This is a genomic window from Brenneria rubrifaciens, assembly GCF_005484945.1.
Lineage (GTDB): Bacteria > Pseudomonadota > Gammaproteobacteria > Enterobacterales > Enterobacteriaceae > Brenneria > Brenneria rubrifaciens.
In genome coordinates this window covers 24,800-41,925 of the sequence record NZ_CP034035.1, presented here as the reverse complement: position 1 = coordinate 41,925, position 17,126 = coordinate 24,800, and the positions used below count along the sequence as shown (strand labels likewise).

Genomic DNA, 17,126 nt, shown 5'->3' with positions numbered 1-17,126 from the left:
CAAGTGCCTTCATTTGGAGCAGAATATCTACCAAAGATGTCTATTTGATTTACCGAGCGCGATTTGTTCAGGATGCTGCCGATGAAGGTTCGGTGAGATGTCGTGCGCGAGAATCACGTCATTGCCATTGTATCGCTATAGCGCACCCAAAGAATAAGGCGCGTCCAATCGGCGCTGCGCCTCAATCTCAAACGCAAAACAGGCAGAGAGGGTCTATAAGGTCAGGCAACTCTGCTGTTGATTTCCCCCAGAACCTCATCAATGATACCCAGCCCCTGCTGCACCTCATCCGCAGTCACGATACAGGGAGGAACCACATGCAGGCGGTTTTCCGCGATGAAACCGAGTAATCCTTTAGCGAGCAACCGGGTTTTTAATTCCCCCATCACCGACGCCGGCAACGGCGTTTTATTTACAGGGTCGGAAACCAGTTCCAGCGCATGGAACACGCCGATACCCCGAATATCGCCGACGATTGGGTATTTCTCGCCCAGTTTCTGTAAACCGGCCGCCAATACGCCATTCCCAATCTGCGCGGCATTTTCGACGATTTTTTCTTCTTCCATCGCATCCAGCGTCGCAACGATGGCGGCCATTGCCAGAGGATGCCCGGAGTAGGTCAAACCGCCGGGAAACAGCTGCGTATCGAAGAAATGGGCGATCGGTTCAGAAATCAGGACGCCTCCCGCCGGCACATAGCCGGAGTTTACCCCTTTGGCAAACGTGATGAGATCCGGTTCGACGCCATAATGTTCAAAGGCAAACCAGGAACCGGTGCGGCCGAAACCGGCCATGACCTCATCCATAATCAGCATAATGCCAAACTCGTCGGCCAGCGCCTGTACGCCCGCCAGATAGCCCGCCGGCGGAACCAGAATACCGGCCGTACCCGGAATGGTTTCCAGTAAAATCGCGGCAATCGTATTTGGCCCCTCGCACTCGATTATCCGCCGCAAATGGTGCAATGCCGCCCGGCACTCTTCGGCTTCGGTGGTCGCCAGAAACTCACTGCGATACAGATATGGCGTAAAGAAATGAAGATGACCGCGGGAATATTCATTGGGTAGACGCCGCCAGTCACCTGTGGCGCCAATTGCACTGCCGGTATTACCATGATAAGAGCGGTAACCAGACAGAATTTTCTCTCTGCCGGTAAACAAACGCGCCATACGGATCGCATTTTCATTGGCATCCGCGCCCGCATTGGTGAAAAACACTTTGTTGAACTTATCGGGCGCGCGGGCAACGATGCGTTTGGCCGCCTCGCCGCGGGCCAGATTCGCGGTCGACGGGGCAATGGTCGCCAGTAAATCCGCCTGAACCTGAATGGCCGCAACCACTCTCGGATGACGAAAACCAATATTGGTGTTGACCAACTGGCTGCTGAAATCCAGCCAGGATTGCCCGTCATAATCCCAGAGCCGACACCCCTCCCCGCCCGCAATCACCATCGGATTCAACGCGCCCTGCGTCGACCAGGAGTGAAAAACATACTGTCTGTCCAACTGACGGACATAATCATTAGACAATGCAGCCTCATTCTTCAACGTCATCTTTCCATCCTCATCGTTACACGGTGGAGCAGCGACGGCCTGCAACTGCGGCGCGATGCTTTACATACCGTCATCAAGTGGTGAAAATCAGACTAGGGATAAAAAAGGCAACGGGGATAGAGCCAGATCGAGGATAACCATGAGCCAGTTGATGCTACAGGCCGATTTGTCCCATACATTCCGAACAACTGGCCCTGTCAGAGTCGCATACCCCTTCGTAAAGTTGAAAACCGTACACCACTCTCAGAAGAGGACATTTTCATGCGCAATATTGTTTTTATCACCGGAGCAACCTCTGGATTTGGCCGTGCGGCGGCGCAGCACTTTGCGGCAAACGGCTGGTCGCTCATCCTCTCCGGCCGGCGTGAAGAACGCCTGAAAGCGCTGGCGGATGAGCTGACCGCGCAAGTGCCCGTTTACTACTCGGTATTGGATGTGCGCGACGCGCAGGCGGTCCAGAACATGGTGGCGACCCTGCCCGATGCATTCAAAGCGGTTAAAACGCTGGTGAATAACGCCGGTTTAGCGCTATCCCCCCAGGCGGCGCAAGACGTTGAATTAGCGGACTGGCACACCATGATCGACACCAATATTACCGGGTTGGTAAATGTGACTCATGCCTTATTGCCGACGCTGATTGCGACCGGAAAAGGCGCCAGTATCATCAATATCGGCTCGATCGCAGGCCAATGGCCGTATCCGGGAAGCCATGTTTACGGCGCCTCAAAAGCGTTCGTCAAACAGTTCAGCTACAATCTGCGCTGTGACCTGCAAGGAACCGGCGTGAGAGTCACTGATCTGGCGCCCGGTATTGCCGAAACCGAATTTACGTTGGTGAGAACCAAAGGCGATCAGACCGCGTCCGATAAGCTGTATCGTGGCACCACGCCGCTCACGGCCGAGGATATAGCCGGGCAAATCTATATCGTGGCGACGCTGCCAGACCATATGAATATCAATCGGATAGAGATTATGCCGGTACGTCAGGCATGGTCACCCTTCGCCATCGATCGTGACTAGCATCACGTCACGCTGAATGCCTTTCCCCATCGGATGGACTGACCGCGTCGTCTCGCCCCTTATCTCCGGTTACTCTCCCACCATACCCGCGCAGGCGGGTATCGGGTTTCGCCTCCCACGCCGACACGCGTTCAGGTATGCTATTTGCTTGTTTTCCCATCGGGGTTGTTAAGTTCAAGGGGGAGCGGGAAATGATTGACCATTGTCTGCATATTGATTTTGTTTCCACCAGAAGCTTGCAGGAACAGTTACGGGAAACGCTGGTTACCTCTATTCTCGCCGGTATTTTCCCTGTCGACGAGCCATTGCCTTCATGTCGTAAATTATCGTGCCAACTGAATATTTCGCGCAACACCGTGGCGCTGGTTTACGAAGGGCTGCTCAATGACGGCTATCTGGTCAGCCGCCCGCGCAGCGGATATTACCTGCACCCGGACTATCATCACGCCGAAACCTTGCCCGAAATGCCCAACGACAGGCAGCTATCGGAAATGGCGCCGCAGGCACCGGAATGGGGCAAGCGATTCAACGTTTGCCCCAGTAACTACCCCACCACCATGAAACCCGCACAGTGGATGGATTACCCGTATCCGTTCATTTACGGTCAGCCCAATACACAGTTGTTCCCGCTGGAACAATGGCGTGAAACAACGCGCAAGGTTACGGGAACCCACCATGATCACGGCTGGCTGTACGACAATATCGATCAGGATGTCACGCTACTGGTTGAACAGGTGCGTAAGCGCATTCTCCCCAAACGCGGCATCATCGCCCGCGGTGACGAAATCCTCATTACGCTGGGTTCACAGAACGCGCTCTATCTGCTCGCCCGCTTGCTGTTTAACAAACATTCCCGCATCGGCGTTGAAAACCCGGTCTTCCGCGAAGCCATTAATACCTTCTCATTGCAGGACGCCGCTATCATTCCTCACTCGCTGGACCGCGAAGGGATTCAACTGACGGCGGCTTCGCGCAGCTGTGACTATTTCTATGTCACCCCCAGCCATCAGGCGCCAACCGGTATCAGCATGAGCAACGCCCGCCGTACCGAATTGCTTGAACACGCCTGCCAACACGACCAAATCATCATTGAGGATGATTACGATTCTGATAGCAGCTTTGATCCCCACCCCAGAGCCGCGCTGAAAGCCAGCGATATGCATAACCGGGTCATCTACGTCAGCAGCCTGTCAAAATCGCTGTCGCCCGGTATGCGTCTGGGCTATCTGGTCGCCCCATCCGAACTGATTGATGAGCTGCGGGCGCTGCGCCGGCTGGTTTATCGTCATCCGCCCGCCCATATTCAGTACCAGATGGCCCACTTTCTGGCACAGGGCTATTACGAAACTTACCTGCACCGCTATCGCGAAGATTCCGCCAGACGCTGGAATATTCTCAACGACGCATTGAATACCTATCTTCCCGAATGTACCCGTCTTCCCGGCAGCGGTCCCGCCAACGCGTTCTGGCTACAAACGCCCGCCGCCGTCAACACTCAGCAGCTCGCATGGCGCGCGGCGCATGCCGGCGTGCTCATCGAGCCGGGTCAGGATCGCTTTCTCGACAGGCATCCGCCGGAAAACTTTTTCCGGCTGGGATTCCATGCCATCAAAGCTGAACAGATCGAACCCGGAATTATTCGTCTGGCAGAGGCTTTTCATCTTAGCCAGTCAGCCCATCGCCGATAGCGTCTCATTCCAGTCATACTTGCCGCTTCGCAATGTTTAACGCACGGGCAATGCGAGTACAAAAAAAGCGTCGAAGCGACGCCGGGAAATCACAAATTGAGATAGATCAAAGCGATTGCTAGCTCAGAAAAACCCACATCCCAATCAGAGCGATGTGGGTTAGCCGCAACCTATCAGATGGTGTGAACGGGCTGAGCGCTCAGCTCATCCTGATCGACCGCGAAGCACGCGACGTTCTGTTCGCCATAGCGCTTCAACTGCGGCTGGAACTGAGTACAGGTACTGAAGCAGCGTTGGCAACGGGCGTTAAACGCACAGCCCGGCGGTGGATTTAGCGGGCTGGGCAGTTCACCCGTCAGCTTGATACGTTCGCGCCGTAAATCAGGATTCAACCGGGGGGTCGCCGACAGCAGCGCCTGCGTATACGGATGACGCGGATTGTTGAAGATCGCGTCTTTGCTGCCCTGCTCCACACAACGTCCCAGATACATCACCATCACTTCATCGGCGATATGCTCCACTACCGACAAATCGTGAGAGATAAACACATAGGACAGCCCCATATCCTGCTGTAAATCCATCATCAGATTTAAAACCTGAGCGCGTACCGACACATCCAGCGCGGAAACCGGTTCATCGGCAATCACCACGTCCGGGTCCAACATCAGCCCGCGGGCAATGGCGATACGCTGGCGCTGACCACCGGAAAACATATGCGGATAACGGTCGTAATGCTCCGTTTTCAAGCCGACTTTCGCCATCATCGCCAACGCCTTTTCACGACGCTCGGCTTTTGACAGACCGGTATTGATCAACAGCGGCTCTTCCAGGATCTGGCCGACTTTTTTACGCGGGTTAAGCGATCCATAAGGATTCTGGAACACGATCTGGATCTTCTGACGGCGCAACTTTTCCGCCGTTTGATCCGGCTTGAGCAGATCCTGACCCTGATAGTAGAGCTCTCCGCCTGAAGGGATTTCGATCATGGTCAGCAAACGGCCCAGCGTGGACTTGCCGCAGCCGGATTCCCCCACCACCGCCAGCGTTTTGCCACGTTCCAGCGTGAATGACACGCCATCCAGCGCTTTTACCAAACGTTCCGGCGCGAAAAACCCGGTTTTCACTGGATAATGTTTTTTCAAATCAATCGCATGCAATAAATGCGGCTGCGGTATTACGTTATATTGGCTCATACGCTCGGCCTCCCCGCATCATCCAGCGGTGTATGACATTTCACCTGACGGCCAGGAATATCCCGCAGCTCAGGTTCTTCCTGTCGGCAACGGTCATGGGCATAGGGACAACGCGGATTCAACAGACAGCCGTTAGGACGGTCGTATTTCCCCGGCACCACACCCGGCAGCGACGCCAGCCGTGATTTGTCCGCCGCGAACTCCGGCAGGGCGCGCAACAACGCCTGCGTGTACGGATGGCGCGGCGCGCGGAAAAGATCCGCCGCCTTGCCGGACTCCACCACCTGGCCGGCGTACATCACAATAATGTGCTGCGCCGCTTCCGCCACCAGCGCCAGGTCGTGCGTAATCAGGATCAGCGCCATATTTTCACGCTGTTGCAATTCCAGGAGCAGTTCAATGATCTGCGCCTGAATAGTGACGTCCAGCGCCGTCGTCGGTTCATCCGCGATCAGCAACTTCGGCCGACAGGCGATCGCCATGGCGATCATCACCCGCTGGCTCATCCCGCCGGAAAGCTGATGCGGATAAACCTCCAGACGTGAAGCCGGATCGGGTATGCCCACCTGCGTCAGCAGGTCGATCGCCCGCTGACGACGAGTCTTACGATTTCCCCCCTGATGCACTTTGATGGCTTCCATAATCTGGAAACCAACGGTGTAGCAGGGGTTCAGGCTGGTCATCGGGTCCTGGAAGATCATCGCGATTTCAGCGCCCACCAGTTGACGCCGTTGCTTTTCGGAAATTTTCTTCAAGTCGCGCTGGTTAAATTCCAGCTTGTCCGCCATCACGCGGCCGGGATAATCAATCAGCCCCATAATCGCCAGCGAGCTGACCGATTTACCGGAGCCGGATTCACCGACAATCCCGACAACCTGACCTTGTTCGACCCGGTAACTGATGCGATCGACCGCCCGAAACGGCAGATCCTCGTCACCAAAGTGAACCGACAATTTATCTACATTGAGTAACGCCATCTCTCTACCTCTGCTACTGCTTGAGTTTGGGGTCGAGAGCGTCACGCAAGCCGTCCCCCATCAGGTTAAATGCCAACACCGTCAGCAAAATCGCCAGACCGGGGAACGTCACCACCCACCAGGCGCTTTGCGCAAACTGCAAAACGTCGGACAACATGGTGCCCCACTCTGGCGTTGGCGGCTGTGCGCCCATACCGAGGAAACCCAAAGCAGCCATATCAAGAATGGCGTTAGAAAAACCCAAAGACGCCTGCACAATTAAAGGCGCCAGACAATTGGGAAAAATATTGACGAACATCTGACGAAGCGCGCCTGCGCCCGCCACGCGTGAAGCGGTGACGTAATCGCGGTTGACTTCCACCAATACCGCGGCGCGGGTCAGTCGAACATAGTGCGGCAAGGCCACAAAGGTCAGCGCCAGTGAAGCGTTCACAATCGAAGGCCCGAATACGGCAACCAGCACCAGCGCCAACAACAGGCTTGGCAACGCCAGCATGATATCGACGATACGCATGATGATGGCATCCACCACTCCGCCGAAATACCCGGCCAGCAGACCGAAGATCACGCCCAGCAGCAGCGAAAGCACCACCACCAGACACCCCACCAGCAACGACAGGCGCGCGCCGTACATCAGGCGGGACAACACGTCACGGCCGACGTCATCCGTACCCAGAATAAACCGCCAGCTTCCGCCCTCCTGCCAGACGGGTGGATGCAGCAAGGCATCACGGAACTGCTCGGCAGGCGCGTGCGGCGCCAGTACATTGGCGCCAATGGCAATAATCAGCATCAGCAGCACATACGCCATGCCGACTACCGCCCCTTTATTACGTTTGAAATAGTGCCAGAATTCCTGCAACGGGGTCATTGGCTTGGGCGCACTATTTACAACAGGTTCAGTCAATTGTGTCATATCAGCCTTCCCCTTATTTCTTGTGACGGATGCGCGGGTTTACCACCCCGTAAAGCACATCCACCAGCAGGTTAACCAGAATGATCATGGTTGCCACCAGCAGAACGCCCCCCTGCACCACCGGATAGTCACGGCGCTGTAAAGCGTCGATCAACCAGCGGCCCAGCCCCGGCCAGGAAAAGATCGTTTCCGTCAAAATCGCGCCCGCCAGCATGGTGCCGACCTGCAAGCCAATCACCGTGACCACCGGCAACATGGCATTACGCAACGCATGTACCACAATCACCCGCAAACGGCTCAACCCTTTGGCGCGGGCAGTACGAATGTAGTCTTCACCCAGCACTTCCAGCATCGCGGAGCGCGTCATACGCACAATGACGGCCAGCGGGATCGTACCCAAAACCACGGCCGGCAGGATCATGTGCTCGACGGCATCAATAAAATCCCCCGGTTCGCCCCAGAACAAGGTATCGATGAGCATGAATCCGGTAAGCGGCATGCTTTCATCAAGGAAAACGATATCGCTGATACGGCCCGAGACGGGCGTCAGGTTGAGCTGAACGGAAACCAGCATGATCAACATCATGCCCCACCAGAAAATGGGCATGGAATAGCCGGCCAGCGCCAGCCCAACGGAAGCGTGATCGAAAATTGAGCCGCGTTTAACCGCCGCCAGTACCCCGATGGGGATCCCGACGATGATGGCAAAAATCATCGCGCAAGTTCCCAGTTCCAGCGTCGCTTTGAAACGGGGAACGAACTCTTCCCAAACGGGGATACGGCTTTTGAGGGAAACCCCCAAATCGCCTTGCAACACGCCGCCAATATAATGGAGGTATTGCTGCCACATCGGCTTATCCAAACCCATTTCGGCCAACAATTGTGCATGGCGCTCGGCAGAAATGCCACGTTCCCCGGCCATGATCATCACCGGGTCGCCCGGTATCATGTGCACAAATGCGAAAGTCAGTAAGGTAATGCCAATAAACGTTGGGATAACCAACCCCAAACGCCGGAGTATGAACTGCAACATATCCCGAACTCTCTGTAATAAGTATGCCCGATTACTCATTGGCGACCGGGCTTATTCATTGCTCACCGCTAAAAAACGCCAGGCGCGATTTTCAACGTCGTGTACGACGGCCCGCGGGGTGGCGGACAGGAAGCACGTCATCATATTTAACGGGCAAAAAACCCCGTCCCCGCGTTCTCCGAAAGAGAATCCGCGAGGCCGGGATTTTTATTGTCCATTGAAATCAGCGGCGGAATTAATCCAACGTCACGTGATTAAAGCTGTGAACACCACGCGGCTGAATGACGTAGCCTTTCACATTGTTACGTATCGGCTCATACACCGTGGAGTGCGCGACGATCAGCGCCGGCGCCTGATCGTGCATCACGACCTGAGCCTGTTGGTACAGTTCGACGCGTTTTGTATGTTCGGATGTCGAGCGAGCCGGCTGGATCAGGTCTTCAAACGGCTTGTAGCACCATTTGGAGTAGTTGGAGCCATCTTTGGCCGCATCACAACTGAACAGCGTGGCCAGAAAGTTATCCGGATCGCCGTTATCGCCGGTCCAACCCATCAACACGGTCTGGTGTTCGCCGTCTTTGGCGCGCTTGAGATATTCGCCCCACTCGTAGGTCACAATCTTGGCTTTGACGCCGATTTTCGCCCAGTCAGACTGGATCATTTCAGCCATACGGCGGGCATTCGGGTTATACGGACGCTGTACCGGCATCGCCCACAGATCGATGGAAAAGCCATTCGGCATTCCCGCTTCTTTCAGCAGCGTTTTGGCTTTTTCCGGATCGTAAGCATAGTCTATAACGTCGTCGTTATAGCCCCACATGGTCGGCGGGATCAGGTTCTTCGCCGCCTGACCCGCGCCCTGATAAACCGCTTCAATAATGGCGGATTTATTGACCGCGTAACTCAACGCCTGACGAACTTTCACGTTATCCAACGGTTTTTTCTCAACATTGTATGCCAGATAACCAACGTTAAGACCCGGTTTTTGCAGTAGCGTAATGTTTTTATCTTCTTTCATGCGCGTCAGATCGGCCGGGTTCGGATACGGCATAATCTGACATTCGTCTTTTTGCAACTTAGCGTAACGCACGGAGGCATCCGGGGTGATAGAGAAGACCAGACGATCGATACCCGGTTTAGTCCCCCAGAAACCTGCAAAGGTTTTGTACAGAATACGGGAGTCTTTCTGATACTGTTGCAGTTGGAACGGCCCGGTGCCAATCGGGTTCAGGTCAATTTTTTCCGGGGTGCCGGCTTTCAGCATCTTATCGCCATACTCGGCTGACATTATGGAAGCAAAATCCATCGCTAGGTCGGCCAGGAACGGCGCTTCAGGGCGAGTCAGCTCAAAACGGACGGTATAGTCATCCACTTTTTCAATTTTGCTGATCAGTTCCGGCATCCCCATCCCCTGGTAGTATTCATAGCTGCCGCCAGAAACTTTATGGTAGGGGTGGTTGGCATCCTGCTGACGCATAAAGGAGAAAATCACGTCATCCGCGTTGAATTCACGGGAAGGTTTGAAATCTTTATTATTCTGCCACTTCACCCCTTTACGCAGATGGAAGGTATAAGTTTTTCCATCGTCGCTAACATCCCATTTCTCTGCCAGACCGGGCTCAAGATCGGTTGTGCCGTCTTTAAATTCAATCAGGCGGTTATAGATAGGAATGGAACTGGCATCAAACGTCGTGCCAGAAGTAAACAATTGCGGATTAAACCCTTCTGGAGAGCCTTCTGAACAATAAACGAGGGTTTTCGCCTGCAAACCTGCCGCGACAGACATTGCCAGCAGACCAAAGCCGAGTGTCAGTACCCTTGATTTAGCCAGGGAATTTGCCATTAATTATGCTCCACTGTGGATGATGTGTGTGTTCATTTAGACAGACCTGTATTTTTAAGTGCTTCGGTCCGTACCCTGTTGCCCGAAGGTATGAACGTTAAAATCATTGAGGAGGCTGACAACAACGTGCACAAAGTCTACGGACGCCTGCACGTACGTAACATTCTCCATACAAACTGTGGCTTCCCCCCTTGATAACGCCCTCAATTTGTCAACAGATCATAGAGACGTCAATATAAGTAGTAGGGATTTACAATCACCATACCTATCATATATAAAAATAAAATTCAGGTTTTAGAATAAAAACCAAGTTGATATATCGCATTAATTACCAAATACAGATTAAAACGCTAACAATTCGCGCATAAAAGGAAATTAACACCATTAAAAAAACTATAGTTATACCTGCTTATCTGTCCATAATATGAGCGCGACTTTTGGTTAAAAGGGTTAGCGATGCGTGAAAAACCCGCCAGATAATAAGTAAAAGTGATATTTTCTTTGCATTCATAAGTAGAAATATAACTATCTACGCTTGATAAAAAAACTTTATAACAGTTCCCGACAAGTTATACACAATCCATCTTATGTCGCTTCTCACTTCGGCAGCCCCATTGGGTGCGCAGGCAGGCGAAACGAAATACACCATTTTCACTGGCTGTGGCATATAAAGGAGGCAGGATTGTGATATGTGATGTGCGCGATCTGAAGAGACATGGGTAGATTTCCATGAATAGGCGCAAAAATGCCGTATTTATTCATTTAACCTGAACTAAAGAAATTAAAATTTTAGTTATGGAAATATTTTTATTAATAGCAAATCTCCCTTATTTACTTACGCTATTTAGCGTGATAGTTTATTTTTATATTCTCCCGCCTCTTCAAAATCACCTCGAAAAACGGTTTAAACCCTCACGCGATAATTAATTTAATTACAAAAAAATGATATAAGTTATTTAAAAAGGACTTGCCGATTAGTTCACAAATAATGAGATAGCATATTATTTTTAACATTCACCCATGCTAGATTACCTATTAATAAAAATATGCAAATGAAATAACCTCCTACCATTTTTCGTTTTTTGTTATTCATTGATAAAGAACAAAAAAATGGAATTTCTTACTTTCTGAAAATAATGCACAGGTTTTCCTGTACCTACTGTCATAGCAGGGTGAACAAAATGAAAAAAACCGAAACAGATATTCTATGTCATAGCAATCTTCCCATAGATTCATCGAAGTCCACCTCATTCATGGAAACTATTTTTAAAATGAAAATAGGCTCTGTTCCCATCCTCCTTTTTATCGCCATTGCCGCTATTGTTACCGTCTCCGCTTACGCGGGCTTCCTGCCTAGAAATATGATTGGCGGCTTCGCCGTTATTATGACAATGGGTTTTTTACTGGCGCATATCGGACACAATATTCCAGTCTTTAAAGATATTGGCGGTCCGGCCATTCTTTGCCTGATGGTGCCGTCAATCATGGTGTATTTTGATTTTTTCAATGACAACACCATGAAGACCGTACACCTGCTGATGAAAGAGGCGAATTTCCTTTACTTCGTTATCGCCTGTCTGGTGGTCGGCAGTATTCTGGGTATGAACCGCAAAATCCTGATCCAAGGGATGGTTCGTATGTTCGTTCCGCTGGTTGTTGGTACGGTTACCGCATTGGTGACCGGCCTGCTGGTCGGCAAACTGTGCGGCTATAGCTTTTACCACACTTTCTTTTTCATCATCGTGCCGATTATCGGCGGCGGTATTGGTGAAGGCATCCTGCCGCTGTCATTAGCCTACTCAGCCATTTTGGGCGAAAGCCCGGATGTGTATGTCGCACAGCTCGCCCCAGCTGCCGTTGTCGGTAACATCTTCGCGATTCTATGCGCCGGCATGCTGTCTCGTCTCGGCATGCGCCGTAAAGACCTGAACGGTGAAGGCCGTCTGGTGCGCAGCGATGAGGACAACGCGATGTTTGCCGTTAACGAAGCGCCCAAACCGGTGGATTTCCATTTGATGGGCGGCGGGCTGCTGATGATCTGCGCCTTCTTTATCGTCGGCGGGCTGCTTGAACATGTGGTTCATATTCCAGGGCCGGTGCTGATGATTTTGATTGCCGTATTCTGCAAATATGGCCGCGTGGTCCCCGCCATCATGGAAACCGGCGCGCACAGCGTTTACAAGTTTGTCTCCAGTTCGCTGGTATGGCCGCTGATGATCGGATTGGGCATGCTGTATATCCCGTTAGAAAGCGTGGTTTCCGTGTTCTCGGTCGGCTACGTGATCGTCTGTGGTTCGGTTGTCCTGTCCATGGCCCTGGTCAGCTTCTTTATCGCGCCTTATCTGAACATGTACCCGATAGAAGCCTCAATCGTTACCACTTGCCATAGCGGTCTGGGTGGTACGGGCGACGTGGCGATTCTGTCTGCGTCTAACCGCATGTCTCTAATGCCGTTCGCACAGATCGCCACTCGTATCGGTGGGGCGTCAACGGTGATTGGCGCAACGTTGTTACTGGGATGGATCATATAATCACGCATGCGATTAACCAACAAAAAGGCCACGATAATCCGTGGCCTTTTTGTTATAGGATCACTCGCAATACTGCCGCAGCGCATCCTGCTTCTCTGGCAACAGCCGGTAGAGATACACCGGACGCCCTGTAGAGCCATAAAGAATATTGGTAGCCAGAATCCCCGTTTCAGACAGGTATATCAGGTATTTACGGCAAGAAACGCGGGAAATGCCAATGGCATTGGCCAGCATTTCCGTTGAAAACTCGGCCCCCTGATTACCTTCAACCCACTCACACACGGTGCGCAAGGTTAGGCTGGTCAACCCCTTCGGCAATTTCTTACGCTCGCCGGCCGAGTTGCTGCTGGTGCGACGAATCAGGTTATCAATATCAGACTGCGCCACGAAATCACGGTGTTTCAGTAAATTCGCTTCTTCACGGTAAGCCGTTAATGCCTGCTCAAAACGCGAGAACTGGAAAGGCTTAATCAAATAATCCACCACACCGTAGTGCAGCGCTTTTTTAATGGTATAGACGTCACTGGCAGAAGAAATAATAATTACATCCGTCTTTTCACTCACTTCACGGATGATAGGTAACAAATCCAGACCGTTATCCTGTTGCATATAGATATCCAGCAATACCAGGTCGATTTCGGAATTCGGTTGCATCAGTAAATTTCTTGCCTGCTGCAATGTAGGCACTGTCGCATAGCAGCTAAATCCAGCAACCTGATTCAGATAAGATTTGTTTAGCTCTGCAACCATGGCATCGTCATCAACAATCAGTACATTAATCATGGTCAAACAGCCTTGCTTGATAAGGAATATTAACGAAAAACTGGGTGTACACCTCAGGTTCCGACTCAAAATCGATGTTGCCACCGATCTTCTCCAGGCTCTGTCTGGTCAGATGCAGGCCAATACCACGTCCACTGCCTTTCGTGGAAAAACCCTGTTCATAAATACGTTCCTGATCCTCCAGCGCAATACCGGGCCCATCATCACCGACAGTAACATGCAAACATCCATCTTGATGGTGGAAACTGACGCTGATTTCGCAGTTTTCCTGGCCGTTTATCGCGTCCATGGCGTTTTCAATCAGGTTACCCAGCACAGTAATCAATTCATTGGTTATATCAACATCATCCGTTTCCGGCAGCAGGCTTTCCTCGCTGATGGATAATGTAATACCAAGATCGCGGGCCCGATTAATTTTCCCCAACAAGAAGCCGGCGATCACGGGTGATTTTACTTTACGAATAATGGAACCAATTTCCGCCTGGTAGTTATTGGCGGTTTTCAAAATATAATCTTCCAGTTGAGAATAATATTTTAAATGCAGCATCCCCAATATCACGTGTAATTTATTCATAAATTCATGGGATTGCGCCCGCAAGGCATCCGCATAGTAGGACATGCCGGTCAAACGTTGCAGCAACTGACTGATTTCGGTTTTATCACGGAATGTCGCGATAGCCCCGATAATATCCCCCTTCACAAATACCGGTACGGTATTGGTCAGCAGCAGGTGACCGTTAAAATTGATTTCCTCGTCACGCTGGGGAACGCCGCTCTCAAGAACCTGCTTCAGGCGTAAGTGTTCCAGCCACTCAGCGCTGACAAGATCCGTCGACTTTTGCAGCAGCGAATTATCCTGCCGGAATAATCGCCTGGCCTCATCATTAATTACCGTGATATGTGCCTGATTATCCACTGCGATCACGCCTTCCTTGATGTGCTTCAACATCGCGTTACGCTGTTCAAACAGGCTGGATATCTCGTACGGTTCAAAGCCCAGCATGATCCGTTTGAGCACCTTCACCAGAATCAAGGTTCCCAACCAGCCAACCAGCGCACCGGCAAGAATCGCCCAGGGGATCATCCAGCGGTTCTCACTGATAACTTTTTGCACGCTGGTCAATGCAATACCCAGTGCGACCACGCCAATCTGCTGATTATTGCTGTCAAAAACCGGCGTAAACACCCTTAATGCTGGATCAAGCGTGCCACGGTTAATCGAGGTGTTTTCCATCCCCAGCAGGGAGGGATAAATGTCACGGCCCGCAAAATATTCGCCAATTCTTTGCGGCTCTGGGTGACTATGGCGAATGGTATCCATATCGGTAATGGTCACAAAGAGCAGCTGATTGCGCTGACGAATCATTTCTGCCGCCTTTTGAACGTCATCCGCCTTTCCGAGGCCCTTCAGTTCATTAATAACCGCAGGGGAGGCCGCAAGGGTGCGGGCGATGGAAAAGGCCTTTTCCCGCAGATGATCTTCTGATAACTGATTAATACGAAAAAATAATAAGGAGTACACCACCAACAGTACAGCGCCAAGCACAACAGAAACCATCAGAAACACCGACGTCCCTAACTTCAACGGTGTTTTTTTCTTGTTCATGTCGCTCTCCAGAATAACCATCATTACACCGTTATCTTATACTGTTTCATCACTTTTCGCGTGTCGGAATGAACGCGTCCAACCACAGGGTGGTTGGACGCGCTGTATCAGAAGGGAGCTTGAATAAAACGGAACACAAGAGCGTTATCTGGCCTTACCAGAAACCAAGCAGTTTCCACCACATGCTGCCTACGCCCAACCAGATTGGAATAATGACCAGGCTGACTAGGAAACCGATTTTCCACCAGGTGCTCAACGGCATGTAACCACAACCGAACAGAATCGGCGCCGGACCGCTGGAATAGTGAGTCGTGGACATAAACAGGTTACTGAAGATACCGAAAACCAACACAGTCAGCATCGGTGGCGCACCTGCCGCCAGGGCGATCGAAACGAAAATCGCATACATCGCACTGATGTGAGCAATCGCACTCGCCATCAAATAGTGGCTGTAGTAGTAAACCAACAGCAGCAGGCCAAGCATCGGCAGCCAATGCATGCCGCTTACCGCGTTACCTGCCAGACCGCCCATCCAGGCTATCAAACCCATTTTGTTGAGCTGTCCTGCCAGCGTCATCAGCACGGCAAACCAAACAACGGTGTGCCACGCTTCTTTTTCACCGACCACGTCATCCCAAGTCAGGGCACGACTAAGCAACAGTACGCTCAAACCTGCCAGCGCCGTCAGAGTCGCATCAATTTTCAACGTAGAGCCCAGCACCCAAAACGTCACCAGACCAAGGAAGACCCCCAGAACCACCCATTCATTACGGCCCATCGGCCCCATTTCACGCAATCTTTCGACGGCAATCGCGCGCATTTCCGAGGTTTGTTTCAGTTCTGGCGGATAGAAACGGTAGATCAGATAAGGAATCAGCGCCAGCGACAGGAAACCAGGCAGCAGCGTAGCAAGCGCCCAGTCAGTCCAACTGATCTCGATACCAAACTGGGAAGCCAGTTTAGCGACCATCGGGTTACCCGCCATGGAGGTCATGAACATCGCTGATGTGACGGCATTACACTGGAATATGGACTGCACCAGAAAAGCGCCGATACGACGTTGCGTGCCTTTTTCCGGCGTTGAGTCATAGGCTTCGGAAATGGAACGGAACAGCGGCGTGATAATCCCACCGCAGCGTGCGGAAGTGGACGGCATGGCGGGCGCGAACAGTAAATCGGTAAACACCAGACCATACGCCAGACCCAATGAGCTATTGCCCAACTTGCTGATAAACAGCAAACCGATGCGGCGGCCAAAACCGGTTTTAATAAACCCGCGGGAAATAAAGAATGCACAGGCAATCATCCAGATGGTCGGATCGCTGAAGCCGGCGAGAACATCTTTAATGGATAACAAGCCCAGTATGGCGACGGAGGTCATGCTGAACGTCGCCATTGCACCCAGGGGATAAGGGGAGAGAATCAGGCCGACCACCGTGGCAATAAAAATCGCCATTAAATGCCAGGCGTCGGGTTTAACACCATCAGGAACCGGGAGTAACCATAATCCACCAGCGATACAAAGTATAATCAGAAGCTTTAACAACCTGCTACTATTTGCAGACATAAGAACACCACTCTTCATTAAAACAGAATTCGCTATACCCAATAGATTTCAAGGTGTGCAGGACAAAACATTGTCGCTTTGAACAACGCATTGATTCTTAACCGGCGAGGCTCATCGATGGGCCTCGTCACGCGGCAACCGACTGAATCCCCAGCGCTTACTCAGGTAAGAGAGGGGTGACAAATCTGCCCGGAGCGGATTTGAACGCTGCCGGCAGCGGCCACAGCGAGGTGAAACCCACGGTGGGTTGAGTGATTCGGCAACCAACGCACCTGCAACTTGAAAGATGTCGAGTATAATTCACAACGGATGTTCTGTGCGGGAAAGTTGGCGTTTCTTTTTATTCTTCTTTCATCACTCTGCCGGTTAATACGATATTTACCAGCACAACAGGAAACATCCGTGAGAAAAAGAGA

At 51.8% G+C, this 17,126-nt stretch carries 12 protein-coding genes; 3 read left to right on the top strand and 9 right to left on the bottom strand.

What is annotated here, in order from left to right; genetic code table 11:
• Positions 1 to 221: 221 nt before the first annotated feature.
• Positions 222 to 1,553, bottom strand: coding sequence for an aspartate aminotransferase family protein (locus tag EH207_RS00170; RefSeq protein ID WP_137712212.1), 1,332 nt, complete (start codon positions 1,551 to 1,553; stop codon positions 222 to 224).
• 261 nt (positions 1,554 to 1,814) lie between these two features.
• Between EH207_RS00170 and EH207_RS00165 the strand changes: the two genes are divergently transcribed.
• Together EH207_RS00165 and pdxR are read left to right on the top strand one after the other, a co-directional pair.
• Positions 1,815 to 2,573: an SDR family NAD(P)-dependent oxidoreductase gene (locus tag EH207_RS00165; RefSeq protein WP_137712211.1), complete on the top strand. Its 759-nt coding sequence runs from the start codon at positions 1,815 to 1,817 to the stop codon at positions 2,571 to 2,573.
• Positions 2,574 to 2,764: 191 nt separating this feature from the next.
• Positions 2,765 to 4,261, top strand: a complete 1,497-nt coding sequence (gene pdxR, locus EH207_RS00160) for a MocR-like pyridoxine biosynthesis transcription factor PdxR (RefSeq protein WP_137712210.1) — start codon at positions 2,765 to 2,767, stop codon at positions 4,259 to 4,261.
• Between the two features lie 173 nt (positions 4,262 to 4,434).
• Here pdxR and dppF read toward each other — a convergent pair whose 3' ends face one another.
• The 5 genes from dppF to dppA form a co-directional block, all read right to left on the bottom strand.
• A complete protein-coding gene (gene dppF / locus EH207_RS00155; protein ID WP_137712209.1) occupies positions 4,435 to 5,454 on the bottom strand; it encodes a dipeptide ABC transporter ATP-binding subunit DppF in 1,020 nt (339 codons plus the stop codon).
• The gene (dppD, locus tag EH207_RS00150; protein WP_137712208.1) at positions 5,451 to 6,431 is read right to left on the bottom strand and encodes a dipeptide ABC transporter ATP-binding protein; all 981 of its coding nucleotides are present in this window, start codon (positions 6,429 to 6,431) and stop codon (positions 5,451 to 5,453) included. Before dppD ends, dppF begins: the two co-directional genes overlap by 4 nt.
• Positions 6,432 to 6,444: 13 nt before the next feature.
• Entirely contained in the window at positions 6,445 to 7,347 is a 903-nt protein-coding gene (gene dppC / locus EH207_RS00145; RefSeq protein ID WP_137712207.1) for a dipeptide ABC transporter permease DppC, read from the bottom strand.
• Between the two features lie 13 nt (positions 7,348 to 7,360).
• Positions 7,361 to 8,380, bottom strand: coding sequence for a dipeptide ABC transporter permease DppB (gene dppB, locus EH207_RS00140; protein ID WP_137712206.1), 1,020 nt, complete (start codon positions 8,378 to 8,380; stop codon positions 7,361 to 7,363).
• Positions 8,381 to 8,615: 235 nt separating this feature from the next.
• Entirely contained in the window at positions 8,616 to 10,223 is a 1,608-nt protein-coding gene (gene dppA / locus EH207_RS00135; RefSeq protein WP_137712205.1) for a dipeptide ABC transporter periplasmic-binding protein DppA, read from the bottom strand.
• Positions 10,224 to 11,404: 1,181 nt separating this feature from the next.
• Here dppA and EH207_RS00130 point away from each other — a divergent pair.
• Positions 11,405 to 12,754 carry a 2-hydroxycarboxylate transporter family protein gene (locus EH207_RS00130; protein WP_137712204.1) on the top strand — a complete coding sequence of 450 codons (1,350 nt, stop codon included), beginning with the start codon at positions 11,405 to 11,407 and terminating at the stop codon, positions 12,752 to 12,754.
• A gap of 60 nt (positions 12,755 to 12,814) precedes the next feature.
• Here the strand turns inward: EH207_RS00130 and dcuR are convergent, their stop codons facing one another.
• The 3 genes from dcuR to EH207_RS00115 form a co-directional block, all read right to left on the bottom strand.
• Positions 12,815 to 13,537 carry a two-component system response regulator DcuR gene (gene dcuR, locus EH207_RS00125; RefSeq protein ID WP_137712203.1) on the bottom strand — a complete coding sequence of 241 codons (723 nt, stop codon included), beginning with the start codon at positions 13,535 to 13,537 and terminating at the stop codon, positions 12,815 to 12,817.
• Complete coding sequence (locus EH207_RS00120; protein WP_137712202.1) at positions 13,530 to 15,143, bottom strand: sensor histidine kinase; 1,614 nt, start codon at positions 15,141 to 15,143, stop codon at positions 13,530 to 13,532. Before EH207_RS00120 ends, dcuR begins: the two co-directional genes overlap by 8 nt.
• 154 nt (positions 15,144 to 15,297) lie before the next feature.
• Positions 15,298 to 16,710 (bottom strand): DASS family sodium-coupled anion symporter, encoded by a 1,413-nt coding sequence (locus EH207_RS00115; RefSeq protein ID WP_137712201.1) that lies wholly within the window; start codon positions 16,708 to 16,710, stop codon positions 15,298 to 15,300.
• Positions 16,711 to 17,126: the final 416 nt, after the last annotated feature.